The organism is Steroidobacter sp., assembly GCF_036406195.1.
Classification (GTDB): Bacteria; Pseudomonadota; Gammaproteobacteria; order Steroidobacterales; family Steroidobacteraceae; genus Steroidobacter.
The window spans coordinates 125885-140703 of record NZ_DASWVW010000019.1 but is presented as its reverse complement, the minus strand read 5'-3'; the positions used below and the strand labels follow the sequence as shown (position 1 = coordinate 140703).

General features: G+C 63.2%; 10 protein-coding genes. 7 read left to right on the top strand and 3 right to left on the bottom strand.

From position 1 onward, the window contains the following. Nucleotides 1–1070 precede the first annotated feature (1070 nt). Complete coding sequence (fusA, locus tag VGE08_RS08755) at nt 1071–3227, top strand: elongation factor G (RefSeq protein WP_331067483.1); 2157 nt, start codon at nt 1071–1073, stop codon at nt 3225–3227. A gap of 74 nt (nt 3228–3301) precedes the next feature. Here the strand turns inward: fusA and VGE08_RS08750 are convergent, their stop codons facing one another. After that, complete coding sequence (locus VGE08_RS08750; RefSeq protein ID WP_331067482.1) at nt 3302–4780, bottom strand: ATP-binding cassette domain-containing protein; 1479 nt, start codon at nt 4778–4780, stop codon at nt 3302–3304. Then, entirely contained in the window at nt 4777–5622 is an 846-nt protein-coding gene (locus VGE08_RS08745) for an MBL fold metallo-hydrolase (protein WP_331067481.1), read from the bottom strand. Before VGE08_RS08745 ends, VGE08_RS08750 begins: the two co-directional genes overlap by 4 nt. A gap of 165 nt (nt 5623–5787) precedes the next feature. On the opposite strand from VGE08_RS08745, the gene VGE08_RS08740 reads away from it, so the two are divergent. The 6 genes from VGE08_RS08740 (at nt 5788) to VGE08_RS08715 (ending at nt 12822) form a co-directional block, all read left to right on the top strand. After that, on the top strand, nt 5788–6873 hold the full coding sequence (locus VGE08_RS08740; RefSeq protein ID WP_331067480.1) for an HDOD domain-containing protein: 1086 nt from the start codon (nt 5788–5790) through the stop codon (nt 6871–6873). A 66-nt stretch (nt 6874–6939) separates the two neighbouring features. After that, nucleotides 6940–7095, top strand: coding sequence for a hypothetical protein (locus VGE08_RS08735; RefSeq protein ID WP_331067479.1), 156 nt, complete (start codon nt 6940–6942; stop codon nt 7093–7095). A gap of 31 nt (nt 7096–7126) precedes the next feature. Beyond that, nucleotides 7127–7480 carry a DUF1840 domain-containing protein gene (locus VGE08_RS08730; RefSeq protein WP_331067478.1) on the top strand — a complete coding sequence of 118 codons (354 nt, stop codon included), beginning with the start codon at nt 7127–7129 and terminating at the stop codon, nt 7478–7480. A 162-nt stretch (nt 7481–7642) separates the two neighbouring features. Continuing rightward, on the top strand, nt 7643–8365 hold the full coding sequence (locus VGE08_RS08725; protein WP_331067477.1) for a YebC/PmpR family DNA-binding transcriptional regulator: 723 nt from the start codon (nt 7643–7645) through the stop codon (nt 8363–8365). Between the two features lie 53 nt (nt 8366–8418). After that, the gene (locus VGE08_RS08720; protein ID WP_331067476.1) at nt 8419–11565 is read left to right on the top strand and encodes a DEAD/DEAH box helicase; all 3147 of its coding nucleotides are present in this window, start codon (nt 8419–8421) and stop codon (nt 11563–11565) included. A 15-nt stretch (nt 11566–11580) separates the two neighbouring features. After that, nucleotides 11581–12822, top strand: coding sequence for a hypothetical protein (locus tag VGE08_RS08715; RefSeq protein WP_331067475.1), 1242 nt, complete (start codon nt 11581–11583; stop codon nt 12820–12822). Between the two features lie 2 nt (nt 12823–12824). On the opposite strand, the gene VGE08_RS08710 is transcribed toward VGE08_RS08715, so the two are convergent. Next, nucleotides 12825–14678 carry a serine/threonine-protein kinase gene (locus tag VGE08_RS08710; protein ID WP_331067474.1) on the bottom strand — a complete coding sequence of 618 codons (1854 nt, stop codon included), beginning with the start codon at nt 14676–14678 and terminating at the stop codon, nt 12825–12827. Nucleotides 14679–14819 lie beyond the last annotated feature (141 nt).

Here is a 14819-nt window from a genome sequence, read left to right as displayed (position 1 = left end):
AGTGCCCTGCCGGGCGCTTCGCGCCGGCCCAGAGGACGTCTTTTTTTGAGTGCCGGGCGCTACGCAACCGGCGACGGTAAGAAGTGTCGCTTCCAGAAACTGTGTCGGGCTCTAAAGTCCGGCTCGGCCTTGACTGCCGGGCGCTTCGCGCCGGCCCGGAGAACCTCTTTCTCAAGTGCCGGGCGCTACGCGCCCGGCACCAAGAATGTAGCGTCCGCCGCGAGCTGAGGAGCGGCTTGGCGACCGGCCGCACTTGGACTCGCTGCGCCGGGCGGCTCCGGTTCAGATTCTGACCCAGAGGGATACCGATTGGGGCATGCCCCCCTGCGGTTACCTATTCAGGCCGAATGACAGTACTTCTCGGGCCGGATGAAACCACCGCCTCTTTGAGCCGGACGGAACCGCCACCCTAAGGCCAATGGCACTTAGTTAGCGCCCTCCAGTGGTTGGCGGTTAGCGGTTAGGGCAGAACGGAGGCCAGGATTTAGCTCATTTCTGGCTAACCGCTATCCGCTATCCGCGAACCGCTGCGACAAAGACGGTTAACTAAGCACCATTGACCCTAAGGCGGGACAAAGCCGCGCAGCTTGAGGCCAGATGGAACCGTCTCTCCTTTAAAGAATGACACGCAGCCTCTCCCATTTGCCGGGCGCGCAGCGCCCGGCACTTAAAAAGAAAGATCCTCCGGGCCGGCGCGCAGCGCCCGGCAGTCAATGAACCGGCCGGCAAGAAACCCACCTGAACCAGGCGCCCCTACCCCCGCCCAGGGCAACCTGAGACCACAAATTCCCGTCTCCGCTCGCCCCGCCAGGCACCAACCTACGGCGCCCCCGTAGCCGCCCACCGGGAATTTACCTGCCGCGGCCTAAAATTCTCTTTCCTATACAATGACTTCGCCCCACCTTTCGGGTAGACTGCGCGCCCTTCGCCTGGGCGCCCCGGTTGGGGACGGCCTGGGTAAGCGTATTTGCGTGGTTTTCCGCTAGAATCCGCGCCCGCCCAGCGACCCAGAAACCTGATCCACAACCTACTGCGCTTGCAACGAAACGAACCCGTAACGGAACTCTGACATGCCCCGCACCACTGCCCTTGCCGATATTCGCAATATCGGCATCATCGCCCACGTCGACGCCGGCAAGACCACGACCACCGAACGCATCCTGTACTACACGGGCCGCAAGCACACGATCGTCGACGTGCACGACACCAAGGATCTGAAGTCCTCGACCACGACGGACTACATGGAGCAGGAGCAGAAGCGCGGCATCACGATCCAGTCGGCCGCGGTGTCGACGTTCTGGCGCAAGAAGAAGATCAACGTCATCGACACTCCGGGCCACGTCGACTTCACCATCGAAGTGAACCGCTCGCTGCGCGTGCTCGACGGCGCGGTCGTCGTGTTCGACGGCGTGGCCGGCGTCGAGCCGCAGTCCGAAACCAACTGGCGTCTCGCCGACAACTACGGCGTGCCGCGTATCTGCTACGTGAACAAGATGGACCGCAGCGGCGCCAACTTCCTGCGCTGCGTGGATATGATCAAGAAGCGCCTCGGCGCCCGCCCGCTGCCCATCCAGCTGCCGATCGGCTCGGAGGACAACTTCAAGGGCATGGTCGACCTGGTGGAGATGAAGGCGCTGGTGTGGGAGTCCGACGACCGCGACGCCAAGCCGATCGAGCACGAAATCACCCCGGACCTGGCCGACAAGCTGGACATCACCGTGCCGAGCGATCGCAAGATCCTGGCCGAGATCGAGAAGTACCGCACCGAGCTGGTCGACACCTGCCTGGAGCAGGACGACGAGGCGATGGAAGCGTACTTGAACGACGGCACCGTGCCGTCGGCCGACGTGCTGCGCAAGTGCCTGCGCAAGGGCACGATCAGCTCGGCGTTCAACCCGGTGCTGTGCGGCTCGTCCTATAAGAACAAGGGCGTGACCCAGATGCTCGACGCCGTGGTCGACTACCTGCCGGCCCCGACCGACGTCGAAAACATCAAGACCGTGGACCAGGACGGCAACCCGGTCGGCGAGCGCAAGAGCTCGGACGACGAGCCGTTCGCGGCGCTGGCGTTCAAGGTGATCAACGATGCCTACGGCGCGCTGACCTTCGTGCGCGTGTACTCGGGCGTGCTCACCAAGGGCATGTCGGTGATGAACTCGACTCGCGGCAAGCGCGAGAAGATCGGCCGCATGGTGGAGATGTTCGCGAAGGAAGCGAATCCGATCGAAGAAGCGCGCGCCGGCGACATCATCGCGCTGGTCTCGCTCGCCGAAACCGATACGGGCGACACCCTGTGCGACGCCAACGCGCCGGTGATCCTGGAGCGCATGCGCTTCCCGGACCCCGTCATCAGCGTGTCGGTGAAGCCCAAGAACAAGGCCGACCAGGAGAAGTTCGGCGCGGCGCTCGGCAAGATGGTGCGCGCCGATCCTTCGCTGTACCTGGAGACCGATCGCGAAACCGGCCAGACCATTCTGCGCGGCATGGGCGAGTTGCACCTCGAAGTGACGCTCGACCGTATCCGCACGGAGTTCAACGTCGAAGGCGTGATGGGTCAGCCGCAGGTCGCCTATCGTGAGACCTTCACGAGGCCGATCTCCGAGCAGTACGTTCACAAGAAGCAGACCGGCGGCTCCGGTCAGTTCGCCGAGGTGTGGATCACGTTCGAGCCGCTGGAGCGCGGCGCGGGCTTCCAGTTCGTCGACGAAACGGTCGGCGGCTCGGTGCCGAAGGAATACGTGCCGTCGGTGGAAAAAGGCCTGCGTATGCAGATGGAAGACGGCGTGCTCGCCCACTTCCCCACGGTGGACTTCAAGGCGCGCCTCACGGACGGCAGCTACCACGACGTCGACTCGAACGCGCTGACGTTCGAAATCGCGGCGAAGGCCTGCTTCCGTGAAGCCATCCGCAAGGCCAACCCGATCCTGCTCGAGCCGGTGATGAAGGTCGAAACGGTGACCCCGTCCGACTACCTGGGCGACGTGATCGGCGACATCAACCGCCGCCGCGGCATGATCCAGGAACAGCTGGAGCGTGGCGCCAACATCGCCGTCGTGGCCACCGTGCCGCTGTCGGAAATGTTCGGTTACATCGGCCATCTGCGTGGCATGACCAGCGGTCGCGCCTCGTACACGATGGAGTTCTCGCACTATGACCCGGTGCCGAAGAACGTCGCCGACGTGGTGATCGAGGAAGCCAACAAGGCGCGGGCCGAAGCCAAGGGCTAAAGCTTCACACGGCTCGGGATGAGCAAAGGGCGGTGTCCACAGGACACCGCCCTTTTTGTTTGGCGTGCCGCGCTCTACCAGCTGAAATCGATGTCGACCTGTTCCACCTTGCCGCCACTGCCGATGCGCAGCACATGCTTCACCGCGGGCACGATATCTTCCACGTCGTGCACGGCCATCACGATCTGAGTTCCTTGCTCCGCCAGTTGCTCGATGAAGCCGAGCACGGTTGCGCGCACATCGCCGTCGAGCCCCGTGCATGGCTCGTCCAGCAGCAACAATTCCGGATTGTTCATCATCGCCCGGGCGAACAAGGCCAGGCGCATCTGGCCGTAGGAAACTTGCCGCGGGCCGCGAGCACGCAGGCGTTCGATATTGAAGAACTGCAGCCAGCGATCGGCCGCCTTGATATCGGCCTTGCTCGGAGCGTCGTTCAAACCGACGCTGGAGTAGCGGCCGGAAATTACGATCTCTTCGATCGACGTGGCGAGATAATGATCCGCCTGCAACTCCGGCGAGACCCAGCCGACGCGATGTTTCCAAGTTTCGATGTGCGTGCCTTTGGGCACACCCGCGCGTTCGATCGTGCCGCCCAGTGCAGGATGCAGATCGCCGTACAGGAGATTCAACAACGAGCTCTTGCCCGAACCGTTCGCGCCCAGGATGGCCCAGTTCTCGCCGCGCGCCAGCGTCCAATCGAGCTTGCGAATGACCGGGCGATAATCGCGATAGATGTCGGCGTTGCGGATGGCGACAAGCGGCCGCGCAGATGAACTCTTGCGCTTGCCGGCCGGCGACGTGGCAACCTGTTTCAAACGCCTTTTTTCGCGCGCCGCCGCGTCGGAGCGCCCGCGACGCACAGGAGCAGCCGCGGACTGATGTTTGATCGGATCTGCGGAAACGATCCGGCCCTGCTCGATGCGCGCCACATGAGTAACGTTCTTCGGCAGCTCTTTCGGGCGATGCGATGTGAGCAGCCAATCGTGCCCACCTCTCGGCTGCTCCAGCGCCTTGCGCAACTTTTCTTTCGCGCGCACGTCGAGCCCGTTGAACACCTCATCCAACAGCAACACCGCTGCCTTACCCGCAAACAAACGCGCGACCAGCGCCAATCGCCGCTGACCGTAGGACAAAGTGAGAATGCGCCGCTGCCGCAACCCCCACAGTCCGAATCGCCGCAACACGCGCGCCACGCGTTCACGCTGCGCATGCGTCGGCTGAGTCAGCGGAATGTCTTCGTCGAACAGGCCAGTGGTCACAACCTGCGTGACTGTGAGATTCCAGCCGTAGCGAACATATTTGTCCTGCCGCTCCGGCCCGAGATACGCGATCTGTTCCTTGGCCAGAGTTGTCGTGCGGCGTTGACGTCCCGTGGGCGTGGGCCACATGTCGCCACGAAGCAGCTTGAGCAGCAGGGTTTTGCCGGAGCCATTGGCACCGATCAAGGCCCAGCGCTCGCCTCGCCGCAGAGTGAAGCTCACGTCGTCGAGCGCCCGGTGTTCGTCGAACAGGAGCGAACAATGGGCGAGCTCGATCAGCGGCGGGGAATTCACGGATTTTGCAGCGACCACAGCGCGTTGGCATCCGGCGAGTCGCGCGTGACCCGGCCGTCTTCTTCGAGTTTGAGCAGGTGCGCCAGCAGCGAGCCTTTCGCCACTGGATGCAGACGAGGATCGACATCGTCATAGACGCTGACGACCAGAGCATCGAGGTTCGAGCGGCCGAGGCGCTCGAGCCGTTCCACCACTTTGGCCTCGCGCTGCAGGCGGTGCGCGATGATACGAACGATTTCCGCCTGACCGTCCTCGATGGTCAGGCCGTGACCGGGTGCAATTCGCGTCACGGGCTCCTTCTGCAAGCGCGCCAGCGAGCGAAGATAGTCACTCATGCTGCCGTCCGGCGGAGCGATCACGACGGTCGAACCCTGCATCAAGTGATCGCCGGTAAACAGCAGCCCCGTGCCTTCGAGCAAGTAACAAAGATGATTGGACGCGTGACCGGGTGTATGCAGAGCACGCAGCACCTGCGCGCCGATGGTCACCGCGTCGCCGTCGCTCAACACCGTGACCGGCGCGAATCCAGCGTCCTGTCGACCATGCTCGGGGGCCGGCCGGCCCATCACCAACGCTCCCGTTGTCTCGGCAATGGACGACGCGGCGGGAGAATGATCCGGATGCGTGTGCGTGGCCAGCACCGCGTCGATGCGGCCGGCCGTTGCCTTGATGATGCGCTCCACGTGCACCGGATCATCCGGCCCCGGATCGATGACCACATACGAGCCATCGCCGACCAGATAGGTGTTGGTCCCCGGCCCCGTCATGAAGCCTGGATTGCGCGCGACAATACGTCGCACGCGCGGCGCGATCTCATCTAGTTGCCCGGAAGTAAGAGACATGGCTGCAAGGGTACCATCACCGGCGCCGGCCTCGCTCGTGCAGCACCCGGGGGCGCTGCTGCCAGCAAGCGTCCGACGCGGTATCATCGGCGCGGCACAGAGCTTCCAGAATCCTCCGCAAGGACGGCGCTTTACCTGAAAACTACTAGAGGAGCGACGGCGAGCGTGACTCTGACCATCATTCTGATTGCCGCCGTGCTCGGCCTGGCCATCGTCATGTACGGCGTGCGCAGCTCGATGACGTCCGCAAGTCGGCCGGTCATCACAGACTCCACTCGCGCCGAGACGCGCGCCCTGGCCCACTCGGGCGTCAGCGAAGGCCCGCCGTTCGAAACCGCCTCGACGTCCAGTCTGTTCGCGGACTGCTTCAAGCTCGCATTCAGCACGCCGGATCTGGATTACGACATCACCGGCGAGCACGCGGCGGTACTGGCCAAGGTCAATGACAATGCCGCGGCAGCGGTGCATCAGCGTGAATATTTTCCGCGCCGGCCCATGCTGCTGCCCAGGCTCGTGCAAGCGCTGAACGACGATGAAAGTACTCGCCGCGAGCTGGTGCAGCTGATTCTCGAGGACCCGGCGCTGGCGGGCAGCACCCTGCAACGAGCCAACAGCGCGGCCTATCGTTACTCGCCCGAACCGGTGGACAGCCTGGATCGCGCCGTCGTCGTGCTCGGCACCGACGGTCTGCGCAGCCTGCTCGCGACCGCCATCCTGCAGCCGGTGTTCCGGCAGCCCAAAGGCTATTTCGACAATTTCGCCACGATCACTTGGGAGCATGCGCAGCGCACGGCTGCTGCGGCCGAGTCGTGTGCACGCTCGCTCGGCGACGCCGATCCTTTCATCGCGCAGCTGATCGGACTGCTCGGACCGCTTGCTCGAATCGTGCTGTTTCGACTGACCATGGATAGCTATCGCGAGCATCGCGACGTAAAGCCTCGCGCGGAGGTCTTCATTCGCGCGATGCAGTTGCAGGGACCGAACGTCGCCGGCTTCATCGCCTCGACCTGGGAATTGTCGGATCCTTCGATTCGTGCCTTGCAGGAGCAGATAGACAAGGTCGCGCCGGCGACCATGAGTCCGCTCGGTCAGGCGATCTATTTCGGCGAGCTGGCCGGCGCACTGGCGCTGCTCGCCACGCGCGGCGAGTATTCCGAGGAAGGCGCTGTCGCCCTGCTGATGGAACAGGGCCTGAACCGCCGCAGCACACTGCAAATCTGGGAAGCCGCCAAAAAAGCCGCCACGGAATAGCCGAGCCGGAACCGCTTCGCGGCAGCAGCCGTTCATTTTGTAACGGTAGTGAATGGGATACTTGCCATGTCCGCGAATGCCCCCAAACGTCCACCCCCTGGTCTGCATCGGCTGCTGAATTACGGCCGGCAGCAGGGTAAAGTGGGCTGGATTCTGCTGTGGCTGCTGGGAGTGCCCATCCCGGTGTTGCTGGTGCTGTTCCTGGTCAGAGGATGCACTTGAATATTTCCCCCGGAGATATCCTGGAGCAACGATGCTGGTGACGTTCCGCTCGACCGCGACTGAATCCATCACCATGTTCGAGGATGTGGCGGTTCAGTTGCTGAAGCTCATGGGTGCCACCGGCCGCATTCCCGGCGCGCTGGGCCCCGACGACGTGGTGCTGGCGCTGCAACGGCTCGAACATGCCACCGAGCAGATCAAGGCCGGCACGCACGTGACCCCGGCCCGTCCGGCCGATAACGAAGATGCCAGGAACGAGGACGAAGACGACGAGGATGCCGAGCCGCCGGTGGACCTGGCGACCCGCGCCGTGCCCTTGCTGAGCATCCTGAAACGGGCCGCGGCCGCCCAGGCCGAGCTCGTCTGGGAAGCCAAAGGCAAGTAGCCGCAGACCGGGCGGTTGGCGGTTGGTTCCGAGGGGCCGCAATTTTGGCTTCTTCTGTCCAGCCACTAACCGCCAACCGCTAACCGCCGCCAAGCCCGCCAACCCGCCCGACCACCTTTCCATCGGGGTGGTAAACTGTGCGATCAGTCTACGGAGCCAGTCATGGGCCGCATCTTCGAAGTCAGAAAGCACGCGATGTTCGCGCGCTGGAATCGCATGGCGAAGCAATTCGCCCGCATCGGTAAGGACATCACCATTGCCGTCAAGAACGGCGGCCCCGACCCCAGTACCAATCCGCACCTGCGACGCGTGATCGCCAACTCCCGCGCCGTCAACATGCCCAAGGACAAGGTCGAGGCCGCGATCAAGCGAGCTTCCGGCAAGGACGCGACCAACTTCACCGAAATCCTGTACGAAGGCTATGCGCCCCACGGCGTCGCGGTGCTGGTGGAAACCGCCACCGACAATCCGACCCGCACCGTCGCCAACGTGCGCAGTATTTTCACCAAGTACGAGGGCAACCTCGGCACCGCCAACAGCGTCAGCTTTCAGTTCAAGAAGATGGGCGTGTTCCGGCTCAACCCCGAAGGCATCGACCAGGACGACCTGGAGCTGTACCTGATCGACCATGGGCTGGAGGAAATGGGCGAGAGCACTGGCGAGAAAGGTGAGCCGCAGATCGTGGCCCGCTGCAACTTCCCCGAGTTCGGCCAGATGCAGAAGGCGCTGGAAGACCGAGGCATCACGCCGCTGTCCGCCGAGCACGAATACATCTGCCTGACACCGACCGAGCTGCCCGAAGAGCAGGCGACGGAAGTCCTGGAGATGATCGACAAGCTCGAGCAGGACGAAGACGTGCAGAAGGTGTATCACACGCTCGCCTGATCGCGAGCGCGCTGATTCTTGCGAGCTGAATTGCCGCCGCATCGGGTGAGCACGTGTCTTTGAGTCGGCTGCAGGCCGAGTTTGGCGAGGAGCTGTTCCAGGCCGCCCAGCAATTGGCACGCGGTGGCGCTGTCAGCGAGTTGCGTGTCCTGCAATCGGGCCAGGTCGTCACGGGTGTCGTTGCCGACGACGCCAGGCATCACCGCGTTTACATTCGTCGCTCGGCCGCGAACGACGGCACGATTGCCGACGCCGAATGTAACTGCGGCAAACCAAGCCCCTGTGTGCACGTCGCCGCGGTATCGATTGCGGCTGCGAGCAATGCGCCAAGCGCCGCACCTCAACGGTCGACATCGTCGCTGCAACGTGCGACCACCGCTCCGACCGGACCTCAGTTGCAACAGCGGCTCTACTATCTGTTGCAAGCCACTTCCGCCGGTGAATTACAGCTGTCGATGTGGGTAGGCCAGGCTCCTCCCGGCTCGACCCGTCTGGCGCGCGGCAGCTCGAGTCCTTTCGTTCTACGAGGCAATGGCGGTAACGATTTCCCTCGCTATGTCGATTCGGAAGATCGGCAGATCTTGCAGCAGTTGCTCGCCCAGAGAACTGACGGCCCTTGGATACTTCGCGATGCCATCGGCACCACCGTGCTGAATCAAGTTGTCGCCACGGGTCGCGCTCGTTGGCAGACGCTGGATACTTCGTCGTTAAAGGCAGGCAAGGTCCGCAACGCGCGCCTGTCGTGGCAGCAACTCGAAAACGGCGAACAATATTTGCAATGTGAGGTGGCCAGCGAGCGCCGCGACGACACGGTCGCGACGTTCTTCGATCTGGATGTCGCCACCTATGTAGACCCGGCCAGCAAGGAAGTCGGCGGTCTCACGCTCCCTTGCGCCATCGAGCAGTTCCGCCGCTTCTGGAACGCACCACCGGTGGCGCCCGAGCAAGTGGCGGAACTCAATGCCGAAATCGAGCAGAGCTGCGCTGCTTTGCCCAAGTTGCGCGCCCTGGTGCCTCAACCTCACAAGCGACGCAGCCTGAAAGCGCAGCTCTACCTGGCCGAAGACCCCATTGCGACGCTGTACTTCGTTTATAACGGCTTGCCCGTCTACAGCCGTTCGCTGCGCGATGACATGCGCAACGTGCGCATCGTGAAGGACAACAAGCTCTACGAGATTCCGCGTGACCGCAACGCCGAGCGTGCCATTCAGCAGCGCTTCGACGCCGCCCTGGCCAACAGCTCACATGGCCGGGATTTCTGGCTGGCATTCATGTCCGAGGGCGTCGCGCAGTTGCAAGCCGAGGGCTGGGACGTGGTCATCGATAGCACGTTCCCTTATCGGCTCGCCAGCGCTGGCGAATGGTATGTGGACGCGGACACCGGCCGCGATCGCGAATGGTTCGATCTGAAGCTCGGCCTGGTGGTCGATGGCGAGCAAGTCAATCTGCTGCCGGCGCTGGTGGATTATCTGCAAGGCGCGCTGGGCAATGGCGAGGCCGGCGTGCATCGCATCGGTGAGCAGTTGTTCGTGCAGTTGCCCGACGGCCGCTATCTGCCCGTGCCCATCGAGCGCATCAAGCGCATCGCCGAAACGCTGGTCGAGCTGTACGACCACGACGCGCTCGGCAAGCAACAAACATTGGCACTGCCGGCTTCCCAGGCGAGCCGACTGGCGCAGCTCACGTCAGAGCCGGAAGCTCCGGTGCTGCGCTCGACGAATGCGGCGCTGCTCGAATCCGTTGCCGAGCTGCGCAACTTCGCCGCGATCGAGCCGCTGCAACCGCCAGCAAACTTCACAGCGACACTACGTCCGTATCAGCAGGAGGGCTTGGGATGGCTGCAGTTCCTGCGACGCTGCCATCTCGGCGGCATCCTCGCGGACGACATGGGTCTCGGCAAGACCGTGCAGACGCTGGCGCATCTCGCGCTGGAAAAGGAACAAGGCCGCCTGAGGAAACCGTCGCTGATCGTCGCGCCCGTGAGTGTCCTCGGTAACTGGCAGCGAGAGATTCAGCAGTTCGCTCCTCACTTGAAACAACTGACGCTGCATGGTTCGCGTCGCAAGGAGCTGTTCGGATCGATTCGGAATGCCGACATCGTCATCACTTCCTATCCGCTGCTGCAGCTCGATACTGAAGTGCTGACGGCGCACGAGTTCTATTTGGTGGTGATGGACGAGGCGCAGGTCATCAAGAATCCGCGCGCCAAGGTGTCGCAGGCCGCTCGCCTGCTGCGCTGCGATCACCGGCTCTGCCTCACCGGCACGCCGATGGAGAATCATCTGGGCGAGCTCTGGTCGCTGGTCGACTTCCTGCAGCCCGGCTTGCTGGGTGATGAACGCGAGTTCCAACGCCAGTATCGAAACGCGATCGAGAAGAACAACGATCGCGACCGGGCGCTGTCGCTGAGCCGGCGTATTGCGCCCTTCGTGCTAAGACGAACCAAAGACGCCGTTGCGCCGGAGCTGCCGGAGAAAACGCAGATCATCGAGACGATTGCGCTCGATGAGAAGCAACGGGACTTTTACGACGGCGTTCGTCTCGCATCGCATCGACGTGTCCGCGAAACGATCGAGGAGCGCGGCTTGGCTCGCAGCCAGATCACCGTTCTCGACGCCTTGCTGAAGCTGCGCCAGGCCTGCTGTGATCCGCGGCTGGTGGCATCAGCGGAGGAACAGGATGGGCCGGTCCCGTCCGCGAAGATGGACTGGCTCAGCAACGCGCTGCCCGAAATGATCGAGGAAGGCCGCCGCATCCTGCTGTTCTCGCAGTTCACCTCCATGCTCAGCCTGATCGAAGAGCAGGTGCAGGAGCTCGGCATTCCTTACTTGCTGCTCACCGGCGAGACGCGCGATCGCATGCCGTTGATCGAAAAATTCCAGAGCGGCGCGGTGCCGTTGTTTCTCATCAGCCTGAAGGCAGGCGGCACGGGATTGAATCTCACTGCCGCCGACACGGTCATTCACTATGACCCGTGGTGGAATCCCGCTGTCGAAGCGCAAGCCACCGACCGAGCCCATCGCATCGGCCAGGACAAACCGGTGTTCGTCTACAAGCTGATCGCGCAAGGCACGGTCGAGGAACGCATCGTGCGGCTGCAGGAACAGAAACACGAGCTCGCTACGCAGCTGTACACGGAGAAGAACGCCGCACCGATGCAGCTGAACGCGGCCGACCTGGAAATGTTGTTCGCCCCCTGACGCCCCACAAATTGAATGGCCAAGATCGATAGTGAACTGCAGAAGCAGGTGGACGACCAGCTCCTGGAACAAGGCGCGTTCACCGTGCTGGAATTGTTGCTGGCCACCGGCCGGCTCGCCTATGCCGACTATGAAAGCTGGCGCCGCCAGGAAATCGAATTCCTCGACGGCGTGCTCATGGGTAGCCCCGAGAAGATTCGCGCGCAGATCGAACAGTCGGTGAGCTATGCCCGGAGCATTGGGCTCGTCGAACAGCCGCAGGAATTCACGGCGTGGCACTCCGATGGCCCCGCAAGCAACCAGCCTCTTCGCATCAGCGCGCAGGCCGACATGCATCGGCTCATCGCAGGCCGTTTCATTCCGGCCCAGCAGGCGCCGCAGATGGATCTGTTTTTCGACAATCCGGTGGCCGCGCTCACCAATGGCATCGCGCGCGCATTGGCTTCGACCAATGCCGCCGACGCCCAACGGCAACTCGATCGCCTGTACGAGATTGCTCCGACTCACTCCGACCTTGCGGCTTACGATCGACTCGTCTCGGCGCTCTCGCACCTGGGTCAACCCATCGAAGACGCCCGGCAGGAGCTCGAGTTCTTGCTGGAGACCGCACCTACGGCAAAACGTTTGCTGGGTTCGCAATGGCGCGAGCTGCTGACACCGCTGTGGCGACAGCTTGCCGATGCCCTCAAAGGCCAGCCATTCTCGGCCGACGATCCGCAAATGCATCGCGCTTTCGCGCTTGCCCAGGCTCAGGACTGGGCTGGCGTGAGTGCCAGCGTTGTGGACGAACCCAACTGGTGGCGCCAGCCCGCGCTTTGTTTACAACTCGCGCAGAGCGGTGCCTTTCAACATCGGCGCGTCGAGTCTCTCACGGGTTGGTTCGCGCTTTGCTGGTGTGCGCCCGCGATGGCCGCCGAGGCTTTGAGCAAGACTCAGCAACCAGACGCTGGCATCGGCAAGGCCTGGCAGGAGTTTTTGGCTGCGGAAGATGACCTGGCGGACGCCGATTCCGAAGACCTGGCGTTCGCACCGGGCGACTTCCCTGCCTGGATGCTGCTGGACGAGCTTGGGCTGTCGCGCCAGATGAGCATCGACCTCGCTCGCACACAGACCGCCGGTGAGGAACATTATCGTTGCGTGCATCGCTGGCTCGAAGCGCGCCGCGCGCAAAACGAAGAGAACGAGTTGGCTGAGCGCAAGGCGCTGCAGGCAAATCATCCACTGCTGTTTCGTTATCTGAAGAGCGTCGTCGGGTAGCGCTACTCACACGACGCGCGGCAATCGCGCAGCTCATTCAGGCACATCTGATCCGACTGGCGCGCCGTCTCGTCGCAATCCTGGCGGCGGGACGCCACGGAGCCACCCAGCACATCGACACACGTCTTGTATCTTTCCGTCATACGAGCCAGGCAACCCTCGCGGTTCATCGAATGGTCACATCGCGATTGGCCAAAGAACGCGCAACTCGTTGCGGCCGGATTGGTCGTGGTCAGGCGGGCGGAAGTGCCTCCAAAAGCCACTGCCTTCATGCACTCCTGCTTGCCGCGCCGGCTGAGGCTGCGGCACTCGCCATCATCGCGCTCGCACTGGGCGATGCATTGCTGTCTCCTTGCATCGATGCCACCGCCCGCGAATGAGGCGGATCCCGACGAAGAATTTGTTGTCGCCTTTGCCACTCTTTGCGGTGCGGGCGGCGGCTCGGGCAAAGGCGTCGCACTGATCGCATCGGCCACCGACTGCGCTTGTGGCTGCGTCTGCCGCTCCGGTTCCGGCTCCGGCATGGCGGCGGCCAAGGATGCAGTTTCGTCCGGCGGCGGCGGCTCTGCTGGCGTCGAGCCGTCTGTATCACTGGCGCCGGCAGACTGTGCGGCTCCGGATGCAGCAGATGCAGATATCCCGGCCGTCGACGCCTTCGTCGCTTGAGCTATGACCTCCGGCTGCGGCATCCGCCCTTGATCGTTCAAGATCACGAACGCACCGGCGCCCGCTGCCGCGAGCCCTGCGCCAATCAACGCCAACGCGCCATAACGAAATCTCTTGGGTAGCGGTGCTTCGATCTCGGCGAGCATGTCGCTCAAGGATTGGAAACGTTGCTCCGGCAGGACCGCCATCGCACGCATGATTGCGTCCGCGTAGCGCTTGGGCAGATCTCGCCGGACCATCTCGATCGGCTGCACCGCGCCGGCCGGCAGCCTGCCCGCCAGCAATTCATACAACACGACGCCCAGGGCGTACTGATCGGTGCGCCAATCGACATCCTTGGCGCCGACGTGCTGCTCCGGCGACATGTAATAAGCCGTGCCCAGCGCCATGCCCGTCTGCGTCAGCTGCGAATTGCTGAAAGCCCGCGCGATGCCGAAATCCATGAGCTTGACCGTGCCGTCCTCGCACAGCCAGATGTTCTCCGGCTTGATGTCACGATGCACGATATAGCGATGCGCGTAGCGCAGCGCCTCGATCATCTGGCGCGCGATATCGGTGACTTCGGCGATGCTGAAGGTGCGCATTTCATCGCGATATTGATTCATCCGATGACGCAGCGTGTGCCCCTTCAACCGTTCCATGGAGAAGTAATACAGCCCACCGCTCACGCCCACGTCATGCACTCGCACGATGTTCGGATGAGACAGGCTGCAGGAGCTCTTGGCTTCCGCCAGAAACCGGTCCTTGGCGGCGCTGCTGAACTGCAAATCCTCGCGCATCACCTTGATGGCCACGTCCTCGTCCTTGAGCCGGTCGCGCGCGGCGTACACCTCGCCCATGCCACCCTGGCCGAGCATCTCGCCGATCTCCAGGCGATCCGCGATGACCGCGCCCGGCTCCATGCGAACGAAGGTACCGCCCGAAGGCTGCGGCGCCAGTGCCGTGCCCGAGCGCAGGACCGTGGCCGCCCCGGCATTGGCAAGCGTGTAACGGCCCGTGCCGGTCACCAGCTCATAGGCCTGGCTCAACTCGGCCAGCTTGGCGCCGTGGGCGCTGCGCTCCACATCAGTCTGCGCCGAAATCAGCTGCTCCTGCACCCTGGCCAACCGCTCGCCATAGACCCGAGCCACGGTGGCGTGATCCTCGTTCCCCTGCAGGCCCAGGCTGGCCAGCGCCGCTTCTTTGTTCATAGCTCGATTGTATGCCCGCCCACGATCCAGCGGGTCCGGCCCTTAAGGGAGGGCTGCCGGCCGATCAAATTCACAATCCGGCAGGCAGAACGGTCTACCGTACGGTACATTGGTACTTTCCGCCTGTTGCCGATGAGTAAC

Coding starts and splice junctions, on each gene's coding strand:
- fusA (WP_331067483.1), top strand. CDS start 1,071: ATGCCCCGCACCACTGCCCTTGCCGATATTCGCAATATCGGCATCATC.
- VGE08_RS08745 (WP_331067481.1), bottom strand. CDS start 5,622: ATGTCTCTTACTTCCGGGCAACTAGATGAGATCGCGCCGCGCGTGCGA.
- VGE08_RS08735 (WP_331067479.1), top strand. CDS start 6,940: ATGTCCGCGAATGCCCCCAAACGTCCACCCCCTGGTCTGCATCGGCTG.
- VGE08_RS08730 (WP_331067478.1), top strand. CDS start 7,127: ATGCTGGTGACGTTCCGCTCGACCGCGACTGAATCCATCACCATGTTC.
- VGE08_RS08725 (WP_331067477.1), top strand. CDS start 7,643: ATGGGCCGCATCTTCGAAGTCAGAAAGCACGCGATGTTCGCGCGCTGG.
- VGE08_RS08715 (WP_331067475.1), top strand. CDS start 11,581: ATGGCCAAGATCGATAGTGAACTGCAGAAGCAGGTGGACGACCAGCTC.
- VGE08_RS08710 (WP_331067474.1), bottom strand. CDS start 14,678: ATGAACAAAGAAGCGGCGCTGGCCAGCCTGGGCCTGCAGGGGAACGAG.